The organism is Marinomonas arctica, assembly GCF_003259225.1.
GTDB lineage: Bacteria > Pseudomonadota > Gammaproteobacteria > Pseudomonadales > Marinomonadaceae > Marinomonas > Marinomonas arctica.
Genome location: NZ_QHJF01000025.1, coordinates 1 through 18570, shown reverse-complemented (window position 1 = coordinate 18570; position 18570 = coordinate 1). Strand labels below are relative to the sequence as shown.

At 43.7% G+C, this 18570-nt stretch carries 13 protein-coding genes and 1 rRNA gene; 8 read left to right on the top strand and 6 right to left on the bottom strand.

Annotation, left to right across the window (positions count from 1 at the left end):
- Nucleotides 1-5 precede the first annotated feature (5 nt).
- Nucleotides 6-1511, top strand: a complete 1506-nt coding sequence (locus tag DK187_RS14595; RefSeq protein WP_111608089.1) for a cobyric acid synthase — start codon at nucleotides 6-8, stop codon at nucleotides 1509-1511.
- Nucleotides 1512-1618: 107 nt separating this feature from the next.
- On the opposite strand, the gene DK187_RS14590 is transcribed toward DK187_RS14595, so the two are convergent.
- Nucleotides 1619-3646 carry a hypothetical protein gene (locus DK187_RS14590; RefSeq protein WP_111608088.1) on the bottom strand — a complete coding sequence of 676 codons (2028 nt, stop codon included), beginning with the start codon at nucleotides 3644-3646 and terminating at the stop codon, nucleotides 1619-1621.
- Between the two features lie 348 nt (nucleotides 3647-3994).
- Between DK187_RS14590 and DK187_RS14585 the strand changes: the two genes are divergently transcribed.
- Nucleotides 3995-4288, top strand: a complete 294-nt coding sequence (locus DK187_RS14585) for a hypothetical protein (RefSeq protein ID WP_111608087.1) — start codon at nucleotides 3995-3997, stop codon at nucleotides 4286-4288.
- Between the two features lie 23 nt (nucleotides 4289-4311).
- Here the strand turns inward: DK187_RS14585 and DK187_RS14580 are convergent, their stop codons facing one another.
- Nucleotides 4312-5829: a Ppx/GppA phosphatase family protein gene (locus tag DK187_RS14580; RefSeq protein WP_111608086.1), complete on the bottom strand. Its 1518-nt coding sequence runs from the start codon at nucleotides 5827-5829 to the stop codon at nucleotides 4312-4314.
- 534 nt (nucleotides 5830-6363) lie between these two features.
- Between DK187_RS14580 and rho the strand changes: the two genes are divergently transcribed.
- Both rho and DK187_RS14570 read left to right on the top strand, forming a co-directional pair.
- Nucleotides 6364-7629: a transcription termination factor Rho gene (gene rho, locus DK187_RS14575; RefSeq protein ID WP_111608085.1), complete on the top strand. Its 1266-nt coding sequence runs from the start codon at nucleotides 6364-6366 to the stop codon at nucleotides 7627-7629.
- A gap of 130 nt (nucleotides 7630-7759) precedes the next feature.
- A complete protein-coding gene (locus DK187_RS14570; protein WP_111608084.1) occupies nucleotides 7760-8488 on the top strand; it encodes an NAD(P)H-flavin reductase in 729 nt (242 codons plus the stop codon).
- Between the two features lie 116 nt (nucleotides 8489-8604).
- On the opposite strand, the gene DK187_RS14565 is transcribed toward DK187_RS14570, so the two are convergent.
- Nucleotides 8605-8877, bottom strand: coding sequence for a YfcL family protein (locus DK187_RS14565; protein ID WP_111608083.1), 273 nt, complete (start codon nucleotides 8875-8877; stop codon nucleotides 8605-8607).
- Between the two features lie 90 nt (nucleotides 8878-8967).
- Nucleotides 8968-10446, bottom strand: a complete 1479-nt coding sequence (gene mqo, locus DK187_RS14560) for a malate dehydrogenase (quinone) (protein ID WP_229676494.1) — start codon at nucleotides 10444-10446, stop codon at nucleotides 8968-8970.
- Between the two features lie 408 nt (nucleotides 10447-10854).
- Between mqo and DK187_RS14555 the strand changes: the two genes are divergently transcribed.
- Complete coding sequence (locus DK187_RS14555; protein WP_111608081.1) at nucleotides 10855-11262, top strand: CBS domain-containing protein; 408 nt, start codon at nucleotides 10855-10857, stop codon at nucleotides 11260-11262.
- 11 nt (nucleotides 11263-11273) lie between these two features.
- On the opposite strand, the gene hslO is transcribed toward DK187_RS14555, so the two are convergent.
- Nucleotides 11274-12149, bottom strand: a complete 876-nt coding sequence (hslO, locus tag DK187_RS14550) for an Hsp33 family molecular chaperone HslO (RefSeq protein WP_111608080.1) — start codon at nucleotides 12147-12149, stop codon at nucleotides 11274-11276.
- A gap of 256 nt (nucleotides 12150-12405) precedes the next feature.
- On the opposite strand from hslO, the gene DK187_RS14545 reads away from it, so the two are divergent.
- The 3 genes from DK187_RS14545 to ppk1 all read left to right on the top strand — a co-directional run bounded on the left by DK187_RS14545 (nucleotide 12406) and on the right by ppk1 (nucleotide 17836).
- The gene (locus DK187_RS14545; protein WP_111608079.1) at nucleotides 12406-14331 is read left to right on the top strand and encodes an ABC-F family ATP-binding cassette domain-containing protein; all 1926 of its coding nucleotides are present in this window, start codon (nucleotides 12406-12408) and stop codon (nucleotides 14329-14331) included.
- Between the two features lie 143 nt (nucleotides 14332-14474).
- Nucleotides 14475-15470, top strand: a complete 996-nt coding sequence (gene hemB, locus DK187_RS14540) for a porphobilinogen synthase (RefSeq protein WP_111608078.1) — start codon at nucleotides 14475-14477, stop codon at nucleotides 15468-15470.
- Nucleotides 15471-15616: 146 nt separating this feature from the next.
- Nucleotides 15617-17836, top strand: a complete 2220-nt coding sequence (gene ppk1, locus DK187_RS14535; protein WP_111608077.1) for a polyphosphate kinase 1 — start codon at nucleotides 15617-15619, stop codon at nucleotides 17834-17836.
- A 364-nt stretch (nucleotides 17837-18200) separates the two neighbouring features.
- Here the strand turns inward: ppk1 and rrf are convergent.
- Nucleotides 18201-18315, bottom strand: a 5S ribosomal RNA gene (gene rrf / locus DK187_RS14530).
- Nucleotides 18316-18570 lie beyond the last annotated feature (255 nt).

Sequence of the window (18570 nt, the reverse complement as noted above, 5' to 3'; positions counted from 1 at the left end):
TCTGAATGCCAGCCTTTAGTTTAATGGTCCAAGGGACCACATCCGATGCCGGAAAAAGCACCCTAGTAACGGCTTTATGCCGCTTATTTGCACGTCGAGGCATTCAAGTCGCCCCCTTTAAACCGCAAAACATGGCATTGAACAGCGCCGTGACCCAAGATGGCAATGAAATAGGTCGTGCCCAAGCCGTACAGGCTTATGCCGCGGGGCTCGAACCCCACGTCGACATGAACCCCATCTTGCTCAAACCCAATACCGATGTCGGTGCTCAAGTCATCATCCAAGGCAAAGCCGTGGGCAACATGGATGCCGTTGGCTACCATGAATACAAAAGCATCGCTAAAGTGGCTGCGCTGGATTCTTATTACCGCCTTGCCGATCAATATCAGGCGGTGCTTATTGAAGGGGCCGGCAGTCCTGCTGAGATCAACCTACGTGCTCGTGACATTGCCAACATGGGCTTTGCTGAAAGCATCGATTGTCCGGTTATTATTATTGCCGACATAGATAAAGGTGGCGTCTTTGCGCATCTGGTTGGCACCTTGGAACTGCTCAGCCCTAGCGAACAAGATCGCGTTATTGGCTTTGTCATCAACCGCTTCCGGGGCGATATCAGTTTATTGCAGTCTGGATTAGATTGGCTTGAACAACGTACAGGCAAGCCCGTCCTTGGTGTCTTGCCTTATTTAAAAGGCTTCCATCTAGAATCCGAAGACGCGGTCGCCCACAGTCCCGTCAAAACGGACGCCAATACCAAACTGAATGTGGTTATTCCCGTCATGCCTCGCACCAGTAACCACACAGACTGGGATGCGCTGCGCCTCCATCCTAATGTGCAAGTCACCCTTGTCAAAGCAAACCAAGCCATACCGCCGGCCGACCTTGTTATCTTGCCGGGCAGCAAAAGTGTACAGAGTGATTTAGCGTTTTTACGTCAGGAAGGTTGGGAAAGGTATTTAGATACACACCTAAGATACGGTGGCAAAGTCATGGGCATTTGTGGGGGATTTCAGATGCTAGGGGACACCTTACTCGACCCCTATGGCTTAGAAAACCAACACGCCAACACCCAAGCCAAAGGCTTTGGTTATATCCCCATGACCACGGTGTTAGAAAAAGAAAAACAACTCAAGCAACGCCAAGGCTATCTGCAAATCGAGACACAACAAGCCCAACTCACGGGCTACGAAATTCACTCCGGCGTATCAAGCTTTTCAACTAACACAAGCATCCGCCACTTCGCTAACTTAGAGAATGGAGAAAATAACGAAAATGGCGAAAAAGAGGGCTATATATCAGAAGATGGTAAGATTATAGGCACCTATTTACACGGTATATTCGACCATCCAGACGCCCTACAAGCTCTACTTCACTGGGCTGGCGTCGACCAAGCCGCCGCATTCGACTACGACCAGTACCGCGATGCCGAAATCAACCGCCTCGCCGACAGCGCCGAACAACACATCAACATCGACGCGCTTATCGAACAATGCAAAGCGTTTCGAAAGTAAGTGTCCACTCAATAACTAAGCCAACTATGGCATTTTTTGTTTTTAACCAGCTAAAAAAGGCAACTCTGCGTGAGTTGCCTTTAAAACATAATGTTAATTATCAATCATTAGCTATTCAGTGTAAGAACATTGGTTTTACTAATGCGATGACGATAAATTTCACGCAGATATTTAATCGCATTTTTCACGTTATCAATGTCCAAACGAATATCATTGATCGAGACAAAACGCTGATTATTGTCGATTAGCTCACGGTATTTTTTCTCATACATTGGCTTAATCGCATACCAGTTTGTATCCAAGATTTTCGCAGGGTTCTCATACGTAGTAAAAAACTTGTCTACTAACGCTTCATCAAAATCCGTATCTTGGATCATTTTAATAATCGCTTTGTCTATTTCATCCGTGTAACGGTAATCGTCACGGGCAAAACAACGCTTCATGTAAGCGACCATTAAGGTTAAAAAATCATCACTCAAACAAGGGCTTTTTGCGATAAGCGTGGTTAATGACAAGTTAGCCGATGCACCAATAACCAATGCATAACGTTTTAATGTTGTATTAGGGCATAAGCGGTTCAAGTGCATTTTGAGACGATTTAATGCCGTAAAAGATAGTTTGTAATCTCGCGGCAAAGAAATAATCGATACGATAGACGAACAATTTTTAAAGAAATGCAGGTGATTCAACGTGGTCGCGTCGTAACCGCTTTTTCGATAGTTCTTAATCGCTTCACGGTATCGCTCGGATTCAACTGGCAATACACTCACCCCTTCAATCGCTGACGTGTCACTATTGAAGTGTGGCAATTCAATTGAGCGACAGAATAGGTCATCAATATCGACGCTGTCTTGACGCGTACTTTCATTAACAACACTTTCTGCGTAAGCAACAGCAACAGGGCCTGCCAAACTCATGAACAAATCGTTTGCATCCAGACGAATAGTCTCAGCAATATCAATACCCGCGCGACGGAAGTAATCTTCATCGTAATCCGTTGTGACGGCTTGAGCGGTTAAGATATTGAAGATTTGTTGAGAGATATACTGGTTAGCGTATTTTTCCATGGTGTTAACATCAATACTGTCTGCATCGCCACCATCTTCCTCTTCTGCATAACGCATGATGTCATTAGAGATTAACATCATGGAGTTCCATGGGCGGATGCGCTCCATGACGTCTGCAGGCACTTCATCTTCTTCACGTTCTTCGTTGTACGAAAAATTCCATTCTTCTGATATGTATTTCGTTAGCAAACGCCCAGCGTTAATATGTAGCGCCTCAGAGATTTCAACATTTTTTCCAGATATATTCGGTAAAATACAAATACCCGATGTGAAAATTGGCTCAAACACAAAGCTATGGCGTTTATCCGCCATTTTGCTCTGATCGGATCGGTAGTCGAAAGTCTTGCTGAGATAGGAAAACTGTTGTGCTAGGCCAAACTCAGAGGCCATGCCTGAACCCGTTCCACCACCCGCACTGAAAATATAAAAATATAAACGTGATTGGTTGGCTTTGATACCGCACGAATCCACCAAATAGGAATGCATCTGTTTCCAATTTTCGTTGCGGAAGGTGGTGGCATCTTTATTCAAGATAATTTTGGCAAGATATTGTCCTAAAATTGGCGCATTACCCGCACCACCAGCATGCACTTCAGACAAATCCATTATCTGTAGCTTGGTGTACTCTTCTAAGAACTTGGCTCTGCCTTCTTGGTTAGAAAAACGAATTCGCCCTTCGATATCCTTATCCAAGTCACCCAATAACACGATAGGCTCAATTAAGAATACAGGCTTAAAACCGTCTTTCCCTTCGAGTGGTAAATGCTTACGAATCCAACGCATAGGTCGAAATTCGCTTTCATTTTCGAGGATTTCTTGGCTTTCCACTTCTCGCATATAATTGGTTCTCGCATCGTATACCAACGAGGCGACATCCAGAGCGATATTGGAACCACATCGCCCCAGACCAATAAGGCAAACAGATGGAAACACCTGTTCATTTACGCCTTCGTCATCCGTTGCCTGTGGGTGTATTCGATTACGAACAACGTCTAAATTTGCTAAGATTTGTTCTAAATTTGTCTCAGTAAAATAAAGATGTTCTATTGGAAGATTTTCTTGGCTCATGCGGCATCCTTTTTGAAGCAAACGACTGACAACAGATAATCATTCGCGCGATTAACGCGATAAGGCAGACCTTACATCTGTTACATGCATTGTTCTTTAGTCATGAAATTGATAACAATGTGCAAACAATATCATCCTTGTATGGCAATGACACTAATATGGTGAATGAGACGATAAAATAAATTTAAAATAACGCAGTTCTATTAAGACATATAAATAGAACTGTCGATAAAAACACCTTACCTAGCCATGTCTAACTTACAGATTAAAGATTGTAGCAAGAAACATACACATTGATTGTTTTTTATACTATTCTTAAAATAGATCATTCATTATTAGGTGGCTGTTTTGTCAATCTCTCCCATCTCAAACAATCGTTTGTATTTGCCTGTGCCGCCCGCACAGACAGACAGTAACGTGCGCTCAGATGTTCAAAGACAGCAGGACAGCATTCAATTATCGGGGAAGGCAAAACAACAGTTAATATCAACATTGCAGCAAGCCGATAATAAGGAAGAAAAAGAGCAACAAGGAAAAGAGTCAGTGCAAGTGTCTTCGAGCATTGGACGACTTTCTCGTATTACGGGATTACAACGAGAGGAAGTCGCCGCTTTGTATCGCTCAATTGATAAACTAACCTGATCCTCAACTGACGCTGATTTATATTAACTAAAGGTCAAAGTGTATCCATCAGCCACTAAAGACTCAGCTTCGCGTTGTAAGTTGGCTAGTGTCAAAGGACGGTTATTCAACCATTCTGGTAAAAACTCAGCATGCAAACTTTTATCACTCGCTTTCAGAGTAAAGATAGGCATGTCGCCCTCTTTTCTATCATGATGCAGCAATATTGAAAGCCTTAATAATATAGACAATCGGTCTAAATCTTGCTGATCACTTTTGGTAAAGCGGTAATCTAAAGATTGAGTGAACTTGCGACGGTGCCGTAGAATTAAATTAGCCAATGCCTGTTGCTCTTGTTGAGAGAAACCTGGCATATCAGACTCACTAATAATGTAAGCGCCATGTTTGTGGTAGCGGCTGTGGGAAATGCCCGCCCCTACTTCATGAAGTAATCCAGACCAGCGTAGTAAGTCTTCACTGGAAATACTATTCAGGTTCCAATCGTCTTTCACTTGAGCTAATGCCGATAACGCAGTGTGCGTGACCAGTTTTGCTTGCTCCGTATCAATGTGATACTGATTCAGCATGTAGTTAACGGTACGTTCACGAATATCCGTTTCCGCGTAACGACCCATAATATCGTAAAGCACGCCTTCTCTTAACGCCGCGTTAGAGAAATCCATCTGCTTGATATCAAAACATTCAAACACCGCCGTTAAAATCGCAATACCAGCCGCAAACGTCACTTTGCGCTCAGGCTTAAGGCCCGGCAGGTCGAGATTATCAATATGCCCTGCAGAAAATAACACTTTTTGAATTTGTTTTAGATTTTTTAACGTGATGCCTTTCTTGCTCCAATTGTTTTCCTTAACAATATTAAAAGCCGCTTTCACTGTCCCTGAAGAGCCAATAGCCACATCCCATGTCTCATCAAGGTAATCATCTTGGATACTTAAAAGCTCTAAGCGAGCCGCCGTAACAGCCTTCTGAAAATTGGATTTATTAATGCTGCCGTCATCAAAGAAGCGCTGCTTAAAACTTACACAGCCCATATGAAGGCTTTCCGTTAATATTGGCTCAAGCTGTTTACCAATAATAAATTCCGTACTACCACCACCAATATCCACTACCAGCCGTTTTGCATCACCATGATCCATGGTTCTTGATACACCAACATAAATCAGACGAGCCTCTTCACGACCCGCGATGATTTCTACCGGATGGCTCATGATATCCATGGCCTTACCAATAAAATCATATCGATTTTTGGCCACCCTTAGCGCGTTCGTACCAACCACACGAACAGAGCCGGGAGGCAGGTCTTCGATCACTTGTGCAAATTGAGCTAAACAATCTAAGCCTCGTTGCTGTGACTCGTCATCTAAGCGCCCATTCACTAGGCCCGCCGCCAACTGAACTTTTTCACCAAACTCACCGGTGATTCGTAACTGCCCATGAGTCACTTGAGCGATCACCATGTGGAAGCTGTTTGAGCCCAAGTCTATAGCCGCAATTTTTTCAAAAGGAAAATCATGAGATTGTTGCAAAAAAAGTGATTGCATTCAGAAAGCCTTATCTTGCAGAAGTCTTAATTAAGGCAAGAGTATATCAGTTCCTTGCCTATGTCATTGGCAACATGGCAGCAAAAAGCCTAGAGTTTTTTATGAATTTTTTACGAAAACAGCCCACTTTTTCCGAAAAGCAAGGGGCATTAAGCACTTAACGTGAAAAATAGACTCTTCTGAAAGCACAAAAACCCTGAGTTTGATCAAAAAATTACCAGAAATTGTTTTTTTCCTGAGTTTCACTATAGACCTCGCCTTTAAGTCGAACTATAGTATGGATGGTCTCGATAGTGACAAAGCAACAAGCAAGTCACCTCTAGATCCCAATCAAATTGTTTCGCGCTGTATTGGCTTTGCCCTATCCGGGCTGATCTAAACCAAAACAAAAGTTTTATAACCACGTTGTTTTGTGTTTTTTTATGCCGAATAGCTGATACATTGTAAGATACTTCCAGACACACATTATTGTTACTTATTGATTAACTCTAATTCCGTCAATATTCCTCAAATGAGCTAATACAAAACCCGTTTATGAACCTTACCGACTTAAAACAGAAATCAGTACACGAACTTTTAGACATCGCATCAGAGATGGGCCTAGAAAATATGGCTCGCTCCCGTAAACAAGATGTTATTTTCTCAATCCTAAAGCGTCATGCAAAAGGTGGGGAAGACATATACGGCGACGGTATCTTAGAGATTCTTCAAGATGGCTTTGGCTTTTTACGTTCACCTGATAGTTCCTACTTAGCAGGTCCGGACGATATTTACGTATCACCAAGCCAAATTAGACGTTTTAACCTGCGAACTGGGGATACTATCTCCGGGAAAATACGCCCTCCAAAGGATGGTGAACGTTACTTTGCGCTACTAAAAGTCAACGAAATCAACTTTGATAAACCTGAAAGCGTTCGCAATAAAATCCTTTTTGAAAACCTTACCCCTCTTTTCCCAGATGAACGCCTATTGATGGAAGCCGGTAATGGCTCCACAGAAGACGTTACCTCGCGCATCATTGATCTTGTTGCGCCAATGGGTAAAGGTCAGCGTGCTTTGGTTGTTTCTCCGCCAAAAGCGGGTAAAACCTTTATGCTGCAGAATATTGCCAACGCCATTACCCGTAATAACCCTGAATGTCACCTCATCGTGTTACTGATTGATGAACGTCCTGAAGAAGTAACCGAGATGTCTCGTACTGTTCGCGGTGAAGTGGTTGCTTCTACGTTTGATGAGCCACCAGCACGCCATGTTCAAGTGGCTGAAATGGTACTCGAAAAAGCAAAACGCCTCGTTGAACACAAACGCGATGTGGTAATCCTACTAGACTCCATTACTCGTTTGGCACGTGCCTACAACACCGTCATCCCTTCATCAGGCAAAGTATTAACGGGTGGTGTGGACGCAAACGCATTAGAGCGTCCAAAGCGTTTCTTTGGGGCGGCACGTAACATCGAAGAAGGCGGTAGTTTGACGATTATCGCAACGGCGCTTGTTGATACAGGCTCCAAAATGGACGAAGTTATCTTTGAAGAGTTCAAAGGTACTGGTAACTCTGAATTGCATCTAGACCGTAAAATTGCAGAAAAACGAACGTTCCCTGCCATCAATATTCGCCGTTCAGGTACTCGTCGTGAAGACTTGTTGACCTCAGAAGATGAACTGCAGCGTATGTGGATTCTTCGTAAGCTACTGAATCCTATGGAAGATGTAGCGGCAACTGAGTTCTTGATTGATCGCCTCAAAGTCACTCAAACAAACGATGAGTTCTTTGAGTCAATGAAAGGCAAAAATAAATAGGCAGATCACTCTGCCTCATAAAACCACTTCATGAAGTGGTTTTTTTTTACTTACATGATCAATATAGTGCATCATCAATGTCCGCGGACTTTTTTGATAAGTCAGTGCGACACAGATTGGAGTAATTTGAATGAAAGAGATGAGCGCATCGGTAAAGGCTGTTGAATTAATTAATCAGAATGTATACCGAGTTAGCCTAGAAGCCGATGATCTGACCTTTAAAGCAGGTCAGTATTTAATGGTCGTATTGCCAACAGGTGAAAAAGTTCCTTATTCTATTGGCAGTGCACCGCACGAACTTCCGAATTTGACATTGTACATTTTGGTATCAGATCCGACGTCACTTGCCAGCAAGGTCGTAGACTATATTCAATCCAACACCAGCATTGCAATCAAAGCACCTGGCGGTGACTGTCACCTACAAAATGGCGTATTAGACACTCATCCTGAGCATATTTTACTCATCGCTGGTGGCACAGGCTTTGCTCAAATCAAAAGCCTATACAGCGAATTAGTAGAGCAAAACTTTACCGGAAAAGTATCCTTTTATTGGGGATTAAGAACCGCTGAAGATGTATTCGCCCAAGAATGGTTAGAAGAAGCTCACAAATACACGCCCTTCACGCTAGATGTCATCGTTAACGAGGCAAGTGATCAGTGGCACGGAAGACGTGGTTGGTTATACGAAGCTATATTAGCAGATCACCCCGATTTAAGCCAAAGTGTGGCGTTTATCAGCGGATCAGTTGGCATGGTATACGGGACATTTGACCAGCTAGAGCTCAAAGGACTAAGCACAGAGCGTTGTTTCTCTGACGTATTTGCTTACGCTCCACACCCAAATAAACCCGCACTTTAAGTGCTGTAGTATTCTCCCATTTTACCTACCTAGGTGAATTTGAGTATTGAGCTAAAAAAAGAGAGGTCTAATAATGACCCCTCTTTTTTTATACTCACATGCTTCATTCGATACGACTAAGACGCTTTTGAGCAAACCGTTTGCCATAATGACGTTATGTTTGCTTGATCGTTCGTGGTAACACCTTCAGCCTCAAGCGTTTCTTGTAGAATCGCTGTAAAGTCTCGGTCAAACGCCTCTTTACCCTCACCTTCAGCGCTACTATGCAGCCCCAAAAGCCCAAGAAGATAGGCGCAATAAAAAAGCTGATCTCCTTCTTCTGCGTGATGCTCCATGTCTCGTAATCTGTCACACAGTTGGTCTGCGCGCTCAGCAAAAGTCATTGTCATATTCAATCTCTGTATTGATGTATTTTTCAAGATGTAAGCCAAGAAAGCGAAGTCTCACGCCCGCTTTCTAGAGGCCATTATTGACTTACATTAAGGCTTTAAATTGAGCGTTTCTAACGTCCGTGCACGAATAGAAAGTAGCAAATCCGTATTATCTATGAGTGACTCACCATAAGATGGCACCATAACTTTTAGTTTTGCTTGCCAATCTGTAGAGTCAACTTGCTCTGGGAAGCAGCGCTCTATAATACCAATCATAGTATTCACTGTCGTTGAAGCGCCAGGAGAGGCACCTAACAAAGCAGCAAGAGAACCGTCTTCGGTCGTAATGGCTTCGGTACCAAACTCTAATTTGCCACCCGTTTTTGCGTCTTTTTTGATAATTTGAACACGTTGTCCAGCGTAAGCCAGTTCCCAGTCTTCATCTTTCGCATCTGGAAAAAACTGACGCAACGAGTTACAACGGTCTTTATGAGACTGCATCACTTCGCTGATTAAATAACGAGTCAAGTCCATATTGTTTTTACCCACACTGAGCATTGGCTTGATATTGTCAAAGCGAACACTTTTAGGAAGGTCGAAAAACGAACCTGTTTTCAAAAACTTGGTTGTAAAGCCTGCAAATGGACCAAATAAAATGGCTTTTTTACCGTCAATAATACGTGTATCCAAATGTGGCACAGACATTGGCGGTGCACCAATTGGCGCGGCACCATAGACCTTGGCAAAGTGCTGATCGACAATTTCAGGCTTTTCACAAACCAACCATTGACCACTGACAGGAAAACCACCAAAACCTTTACCTTCTTTCACATCGGCCATTTGTAAGAGAGGCAAAGCGCCACCACCGGCACCTAAAAAGACAAACTTAGCATCCACGGTTTTACGAGCGCCATTTTGTTCTATCTCAACGTCCCATCTTCCGTCTGGTCTTTTGCTTAAATCTTTCACTTCACAATTTAAGCTCAGTTCAAAATTATCCAGCCCTTGTAGATGCTTACTCATATTCCGAGCAATCGCACCAAAATTCACATCCGCGCCATGATCAACGCGGGTTGCCGCAAGAGGTTCGTTACCCTCACGATTATTCATTATGAGAGGCATCCACTCTCTCATTTTTTCACGGTCTTCCGTGTATTGCATTTCTCTGAAAGCAGGATGTGCACTCATGGCCGCATGACGTGCTTTAAGCATTTTTACATTACGCTCTCCCCATACAAAGCTCTGGTGAGGCACGCGATGGATAAACTCTTGAGGAGCAGGCATAAGCCCCTGTTCGACTAAATAAGACCAGAATTGAAGACTGATTTCAAAAGCCGCATTGATGGTTACGGCTTTGTCGATATTGACAGAACCGTCTTTATTTTCAGAGGTATAGTTAAGTTCGCAGTATGCCGCATGGCCTGTCCCAGCGTTATTCCAGCCATCCGTACTTTCTTTTGCGACACTGTCCAACCGTTCCACCATCAACATGGTCATGCTGGGATCTAATTGCTTGAGTAACACTCCTAAGGTGGTGCTCATAGCACCGCCTCCGACTAGTAAAACGTCTACAGAATTTGAGGTCATATGATTTCGCCGTGTCATAGCCAATTGTGAATTTGAGAGTGATGTAGAAAAAGGGCTTTTGGCCAGTAACGACAAAAGCTCGCTACTTTACTTTCTTCACCCTCTCCTCAGAACGCCTTTGCTCGTATGCCGAAAGTACATAGAAAATCAGCTTAATAGGGATTCTGAGCAGGTGTGATTCAATTATACGGATTTTAAAAGTAATGTCTTGAGACCTTAGTATAAGATTGTAGATATATTCACATTTCAATGAGCAAGATAACGCTCATTTGATTGACTTTAGCAGCAAGAAAAGCGATGTTAGCAACATTAATAAAAAACATGCTTCGATTTTGCTACTATATTTAAATAATAATATTCAGTATAAATATACTAAATTCTCTTATCGAGATGCTGGGGAGTATGACAATGAAAGCACAAGATATCATGGTAAAAAATGTCATCTGTGTCGAAATGGATGAACGCTTACCCAACATCAGAAAAATCATGGAAACACATGGTTTTCACCATCTTCCTGTGACAGAGAAAGGCAAATTAGTCGGTATTATTTCTGACCGAGACCTGTTGCGTCTGATTAGCCCTTTTATTAACAAAGTATCCGAACAACCAAGAGATTTAGACACCTTAAACCGTGCGGCTCATCAGGCAATGACTCGTCAGCCGATAACGGTTAAAGCTGACACCTCCATAGAGGACATCATCGCTTGGTTTAAACGCGTGGATATTTCTTGCCTACCTGTCGTTGACGATGAACATAATGTGATTGGCATTATATCGTGGCGCGATCTGATCAATCACGCCACGTTTAAGTCTTAATGTGCTTCAGACTAATGGGTTTTGGCTTGGTCGCCGAGAAAGTCGGCCAAGTCATTTTCTGAAAACTCGTACTTTTCAGCGCAAAATTGACAGTCGGCTTTCACACTGCCTTGCTCTATTAGCAACTCACGTATTTCTGCTGACCCTAACGACATCACGGCTTCTAAAGTACGCTGACGAGAACATGAACAACCAAACTGCATTGTCTTAACGTCGTATAAACGCACTTCTTCTTCGTGGTATAGGCGGTGCAATAGTTCACTGGTTTCAAGCCCAAGCAATTCCTCTTCTTTCACCGTTGAAGCCAAATGTGTTAAACGCTCCCAAGCATCTTCATCGCCTTCTTTTGCTTGCTCTTCTGGCAAGCGTTGTAAGAACAAGCCACCACACTGTGCACCATTCGCTGCTAACCACACTCGGCTTGGCAACTGCTCAGACTGAGAAAAGTACTGTTCAAGGCATTCAGACAAGGTGTCCCCAATGATCTCAACGATGCCCTGATAACGCTGTCCATTACGAGGCTGGATGGTAATGGCTAAATACCCTCCTTCAAGTACCTCTTTTAGGGAAATGCTCTCTGGCACCTCTTGGCTTTCATCCCACTGAGCAATACCACGAAGATTTTGATGTTCGTCACACTCCGTCATCAGGGTAGATAAGAAACCATTACCTTTGGCTTGAATCGATAACACGCCATCTATTTTGACAATATCCCTCAAAAGCGCGATAGCAGCGACAAACTCTCCGAGAAGCTTTTCTAGCGATAACGGATATGCCTTACGTTTTATAATTTCTTGATAGGCGTCGTTAAGCAACACTCGTTCACCACGAACGTTACTGTTATCGAAGGAAAAACGCTGGATTTCATTGATGGTTACATTGTTCACAAAGCACACCTTTCCCAAGCCATAAGCCTGAGTAAAAAATTCAAATGAGTATTATCGCCATTTTACCCTTGAGACGCCCAATCATCCACTTTAAAACCGTCATTAACTGGGGATATGTACGGGGAATATTCACACTTGCTATTTCGTTTCATCTAGCAGCACTCTAAAATGTTGTGCATTGCACTTTCTACTGGAAAGACGATTGAAACGATCAACATCACTTCTCATTAAGAGAGATAAGAGATAATCAGTTTTTATGATCCAATTTACGCAAGTTAGTTTACAGCGCGGTACTCAGTTTTTACTTGAAGAAGCCGATCTCACCATCTTTGAAGGTCAAAAAGTCGGCCTCATCGGTGCCAATGGCGCAGGCAAATCCTCTTTATTTGCTATGATCAAAGGCGAACTGCATGCTGATACCGGTGAAGTTATTCTACCCGGGCAGCGCCGTATTGCCTTCATGGCTCAGGAGGTAGAAGAAACACAACGCAGTGCCTTGGATTATTGTCTCGATGGTGATGACAAACTCAGAGAGATCGAAAAAAATATAGCTGAGGCGCAAGCCAATGGTGACGATCATGCTCACGCTGTCTGGCTGGGTGAATATGAAAACGCTCATGGTTATACCGCACAATCACGGGGCGAAACACTTCTTCAAGGCTTAGGCTTTAAAATGACGGACATGCAAAGACCCGTGTCTGATTTTTCTGGTGGCTGGAGAATTCGCCTTAACCTCGCCAAAGCCCTGATGTGTCCTTCTGATGTATTACTACTGGATGAGCCAACTAACCACTTGGATTTAGACGCGGTAATGTGGCTGGAAAACTGGCTGCGCCAGTACTCAGGCACCTTACTACTCATCTCTCATGATCGTGATTTCCTAGATGGCATCTGTAGCCATATCGTTCACCTCTATCAAAAGCAACTGGTGTTGTACAAAGGCAACTACTCGGATTATGAGCGCCAACGTGCTGAGCACTTAGCGCAACAACAAGCTAACTATGAGAAACAACAAGAAAAGCGTGCCCACCTACAACAATACGTGGACCGCTTCCGCTACAAGGCTGACAAAGCAAAGCAAGCACAAAGTCGCTTAAAAATGCTCGAAAAAATGGAAATTATCGGCCCTGCTCATATCGATTCGCAATTTGAGTTCACGATTCCCGTGGCCGAAAAAACGTCACAATTATTGGTCAATTTATCTCAAGCAGACTTGGGCTACACCTCTAAATCTGGCGTCAAAACAGTACAACTGGGTAACACCAATTTCGCGCTTAGAGATGGTCAACGTATTGGTCTGCTTGGCCCTAATGGTGCGGGTAAATCAACGCTCATCAAATCCATCGTTGGCGAAATTAGCATTCTGGCAGGGGATCGCATCTTAGGGGAAAACCTAAAGATTGGTTATTTCTCACAACATCAATTAAGTGCACTTGATCTAGAAGCTTCGCCACTACTGCATATCCAACGACTCACTCCGAAAGTACTTGAGAGTGATATTCGACGCTATCTAGGTGGCTTTGGCTTTATTGGCGACGACGCCCTTCGTGCGGTAAAAGGCTTTTCAGGTGGAGAAAAAGCGCGTTTAGCTTTGTCTTTAATTTCTTGGACAAAACCCAATTTATTAGTACTCGATGAGCCAACCAACCATTTGGATATCGAAATGCGCCAAGCACTAACGGAAGCATTGCAAGAATTTCCAGGCTCCATTTTACTGGTATCTCACGATAGACATTTGCTTAACAGTACCGTCGACGAATTTTACCTTGTTGCCGACCATCAAATACAAGCTTTCGATGGTGACTTACCGGCTTATCACACATGGTTACAGGCAAGACAAGCCAACGCTGCGCAGCTTGAAAAAAGCGAATTGGCGGGCGATAAAACAGACCGAGTTGATCGCAAAGAAGAGCGTCGTAAAGCCGCAGAAATGCGTGAAAAGTTACGCCCTCTTCGCAAACAAATTGAGAAGTACGAAAAAGCGATTCAAACAGCTCAAGAGCATCTTGATCGTATTGCAGTAGCGATGGCTGATTCAAGCCTTTACGAAGCCGATCAAAGAAATAAGCTACAGAGCTTATTAAGCGATGAGGCAAAATGGAAAAAAGCCCAAGCCGAAAGTGAAGAAGCGTGGTTTGAGGCACAAGAAGAGCTTGAAGAGGCCGAAGCACAATTGGCTTAGCAGCACAAAACGAGCACAAACAAAGACTAAGTGCTAAAAATCCGTAAAGTTTTGTCTCAACACAAAGCTTTTCATCTGTCACTGTCTTAATATTGTAACAATGCTAAAGTACATTTACAGACAGCTAAAAGGAGACATATTGGATGACATTTCCATATACTCGCATGCGACGCATGCGTAAAAATGATTTTTCTCGTCGCCTAATGCGCGAACATCACCTTACAGCAGATGATTTAATCTATCCAATGTTCATTCTTGAAGGAAGTAATGTGCGCCAAGCCATTCCTTCTATGCCAAACATTGAACGTCTTTCGATCGACTTACTGTTAGAAGAAGCCAAAGAACTTGTCGAGCTAGGCATTCCTACCATTGCACTCTTTCCCGTCATTGACAGTGATAAAAAATCATTGCTTGCCGAAGAATCATACAATCCAAATGGCTTAGTACAACGAGCGGTTCGCGCTTTGAAAGAAGCCTTTCCCGAACTAGGTGTGCTTACTGATGTCGCGCTAGATCCTTACACCACTCACGGCCAAGACGGCATCATTGATGACTCAGGTTATGTGCTGAATGACATCACTGTCGATACGCTAGTAAAGCAAGCGCTTTCACATGCCCAAGCGGGTGCCGACATAGTCGCACCATCCGACATGATGGATGGACGAATTGGTGAGATTCGCGATGAACTAGAAGCGGAAGGCTTTGTTAATACCCTGATCATGGCGTACGCAGCCAAATACGCTTCGGCTTATTACGGTCCATTCCGTGACGCGATTGGTTCCAGCGGCAACCTTGGCAAAGGCAATAAATTTACTTACCAAATAGACCCTGCTAACTCGAACGAAGCGATCCGAGAAGTGATGCTCGATATAGAAGAAGGCGCAGATATGGTCATGGTCAAACCCGGCATGCCTTATTTAGATATCGTACGCCGAGTAAAAACAGAACTTGAAGTGCCCACCTTTGCTTATCAAGTAAGCGGAGAGTACGCCATGCACATGGCCGCCTTTCAAAATGGTTGGTTAGATAAAGATACGGTAATGATGGAATCACTCCTAGCATTCAAACGCGCTGGTGCAGATGGCATCCTGACTTACTTTGCAAAAGATGCAGCACGCCTACTGAAAACCAAAAGCTAATAACTTTTAACACAAATAGATACATAGAATCCGGTGACCAGCAGGCTGCGTTGGTGTAATTTGTTATCATATGCCTACATACTGTAGGCAAAGGAACATTGATACCAACAACACAATAAAACGGTATTTAGAGAGAATTAGAACGCATGTCTGAGCAGTCGGTGAACGAAATAGATAAAAAAGAACCCATTCCGAGTCCATCTTTAGAGTTGGACGCAGAACTTGTTTTAGAACCCATACCAGAACAACCACAAGATCCTACTAAAGCATCTATCGAAGAACGCTTGCCAGAACAAATCGATCTTGCGGATCCGGAGCTCTACTTCAATAGAGAGTTAAGTCACTTACAGTTTAACGCCCGCGTTCTTGAGCAAGCTATGGACGAAAATCATCCAATCTTAAATAGATTGATGTTTCTGTGCATCTTTAGTTCGAACATGGACGAATTTTTTGAAATTCGTGTCGCAGGTCTTAAAAGCCAATTAGAATATAGCCGTGAAAAAAACGGTCCTGACGGCATGCACCCGAAAAAAGTACTGTCGTTGATTAGTGAACACGCCCACAAACTAGTACGCCGTCAGTACCGTATTCTCAACGATATCATTTTGCCTAAACTGGCTAATGAAAACGTTAAGTTTATTCGCCGTACCGTCTGGAATGAAAAACAAGCGGCTTGGGTAAAACGTTATTTCCGTGACAATGTGTTGCCTATCATCAGCCCAATTGGCCTTGATCCAGCACACCCTTTCCCAAGACTCGCAAACAAAACCTTTAACTTCGTGGTGGAGCTTGAAGGCCGTGATGCTTTTGGCCGTGAAAATGGGCTTGCCATTGTTCCTGCACCAAGTTCGCTGCCTCGTTTAGTGAAACTGCCGGATGACGTTTGTGAGGGCGGTGATAACCTTGTCTTTCTTTCTTCCATTATTCACGCCCATGCTGATCAGCTATTCCCCGGCATGACGGTAAAAGGCTGCTTCCAATTCCGCCTTACCCGTAACGCCGATCTAGAAGTAGACTCCGATGACATTGGTGTCGATCTAGCTGGTGCCTTACGAACAGAGTTACAAAGTCGTCATTACGGTAGTTCAGTTCGATTAGAAATCGCTGAAAACTGCCCTCTGCACATTGTCGACTCATTGCTTAAGCAGTTTGAGCTAGAGCAACAAGATTTATATCGAATAGATGGGCCGGTAAACCTTAGCCGACTCATGGCCGTTCTGGAACTGGTTGATAGACCAGATCTAATGTACCCTCCTTTTTCACCAGGCTTGCCTAGAAAATTGGCCAGCTCAGGGGGATTATTCGAGGCCATTCGTCAACGCGACTATCTATTGATGCACCCGTTTGAAAGTTTTTCGCCCGTTATCGACTTATTAAGCGAAGCCGCGAAAGACCCAAGTGTCGTGGCTATCCGTCAAACGTTATATAGAACCGGCTCTCGTTCACCTATTGCCAACGCACTGGTTGAAGCCGCTCGTAACGGTAAAGAAGTAACGGTTGTCATTGAGTTAAGGGCTCGTTTCGATGAGGCTGAGAACTTAGCCTTAGCAAGTCGTCTACAAGACGCTGGTGCCATTGTTGTGTACGGCGTTGTTCGACATAAAACCCATGCCAAAATGATTCTGATCGTTCGTAGAGAGGGTGCAGAACTCACCCGCTATGTTCATCTAGGCACGGGGAACTATCACGCAGGAAATGCAAGACTCTATACTGACTACAGCTTCATGACGTCGGATAAAGAAATAGGCGATGACGTGCATCGTGTTTTCCAGCAACTCACCGGAATGAGTAAAGAGCTAAAAGTGAAGAAGCTGCTACACGCACCTTTTACTTTGCGAGATCGTTTACTTGATATGATCAATCGCGAGGCTGAAAACGCTCTGAAAGGCGAGCCATCTCGAATCATCATCAAGGTGAACTCTTTGACCGAACAGAAACTTATTCAGTCATTGTACAAAGCATCTCAAGCTGGTGTAAAAATTGACCTAATAGTACGAGGCATTTGCACCTTGCGACCAGGTATAAAAGGCATATCTTCTAATATTCGAGTACGAAGTATTATAGGACGATTCCTCGAGCATACGCGGGTCTATTACTTCTTCAACGATCGTAATCCACAAGTGTATCTGTCCAGCGCAGACGGCATGGACAGAAACTTAAATAACCGTATCGAGGTTGCCTTCCCGTTACAGGATTACAAGCAGACTCGTCGTGTTAAGAAAGAATTAGAATACTATCTAGCAGACAATACACAAAGCTGGATTCTGCAAAGTGATGGCTCTTACCAGCTATCTAAACCAAGAAAAGGCGAATACCGTAGTGCTCAGCGAGCCTTGCTAAGTGAATTAGCGGACAACACACGATAAAAAAACCTGAACTATACACAAAGCCCAGCAACAAGCTGGGCTTTTTTGTGCATAAAAATAACGTTTATCCCCAGAATAGAGCCAAACTGTAGGTCGGCGGCTTTCAGGCCGCCAAAAGAGCTTTCCTTGAGATAAAAAATCCTGACAGAGTTAGCTATCAGGGCTTCTTAATATAAAGCTTGACGATATTTATGCTCTTGCGGGACTCTCACTGTACACCGATACATGCCATCTTAGCATTGAAGTCGCGCTGACGCGTTGAGCTTACGAAACTGGCGCAAGCGAATGCAATGACAAGATGGCATTTCCTTGAGGCAAAAAAAAGCCCCAACAGCGTTAGCTATCAGGGCTTCTTAAATATAAAGCTTGACGACGACCTACTCTCACATGGGATCTCCCACACTACCATCGGCGATGGCGCTTTTCACTTCTGAGTTCGGGATGGGATCAGGTGGTTCAACGCCTCTATGATCGTCAAGCAATTCTGTTGCGTTTGTTTTGAGTGGCACTGTGTTGTGCTGCTTGCCTTTGACGGCTAGCTTGTCTCAAAACACGCGAAGACGTGCTTGGATCTTTAACAATTCTTTTTTGAAATAGCGATAACCAAGTATCAAACCGATGCGCATCATTGCTGATGCTTTATCGTAATCTGTGTCTGTGATTTTAAAAAACCACTTTGGTGTTATATGGTCAAGCCTCACGAGCAATTAGTATTGGTTAGCTCAATGCCTCAC

Bases quoted from the DNA above. Each gene is read 5' to 3' on its own strand.
- DK187_RS14595 (WP_111608089.1), top strand. From the start codon at position 6: ATGCCAGCCTTTAGTTTAATGGTCCAAGGGACCACATCCGATGCCGGA.
- DK187_RS14590 (WP_111608088.1), bottom strand. From the start codon at position 3,646: ATGAGCCAAGAAAATCTTCCAATAGAACATCTTTATTTTACTGAGACA.
- DK187_RS14580 (WP_111608086.1), bottom strand. From the start codon at position 5,829: ATGCAATCACTTTTTTTGCAACAATCTCATGATTTTCCTTTTGAAAAA.
- rho (WP_111608085.1), top strand. From the start codon at position 6,364: ATGAACCTTACCGACTTAAAACAGAAATCAGTACACGAACTTTTAGAC.
- DK187_RS14570 (WP_111608084.1), top strand. From the start codon at position 7,760: ATGAAAGAGATGAGCGCATCGGTAAAGGCTGTTGAATTAATTAATCAG.
- DK187_RS14565 (WP_111608083.1), bottom strand. From the start codon at position 8,877: ATGACAATGACTTTTGCTGAGCGCGCAGACCAACTGTGTGACAGATTA.
- mqo (WP_229676494.1), bottom strand. From the start codon at position 10,446: ATGACCTCAAATTCTGTAGACGTTTTACTAGTCGGAGGCGGTGCTATG.
- DK187_RS14555 (WP_111608081.1), top strand. From the start codon at position 10,855: ATGAAAGCACAAGATATCATGGTAAAAAATGTCATCTGTGTCGAAATG.
- DK187_RS14545 (WP_111608079.1), top strand. From the start codon at position 12,406: ATGATCCAATTTACGCAAGTTAGTTTACAGCGCGGTACTCAGTTTTTA.
- hemB (WP_111608078.1), top strand. From the start codon at position 14,475: ATGACATTTCCATATACTCGCATGCGACGCATGCGTAAAAATGATTTT.
- ppk1 (WP_111608077.1), top strand. From the start codon at position 15,617: ATGTCTGAGCAGTCGGTGAACGAAATAGATAAAAAAGAACCCATTCCG.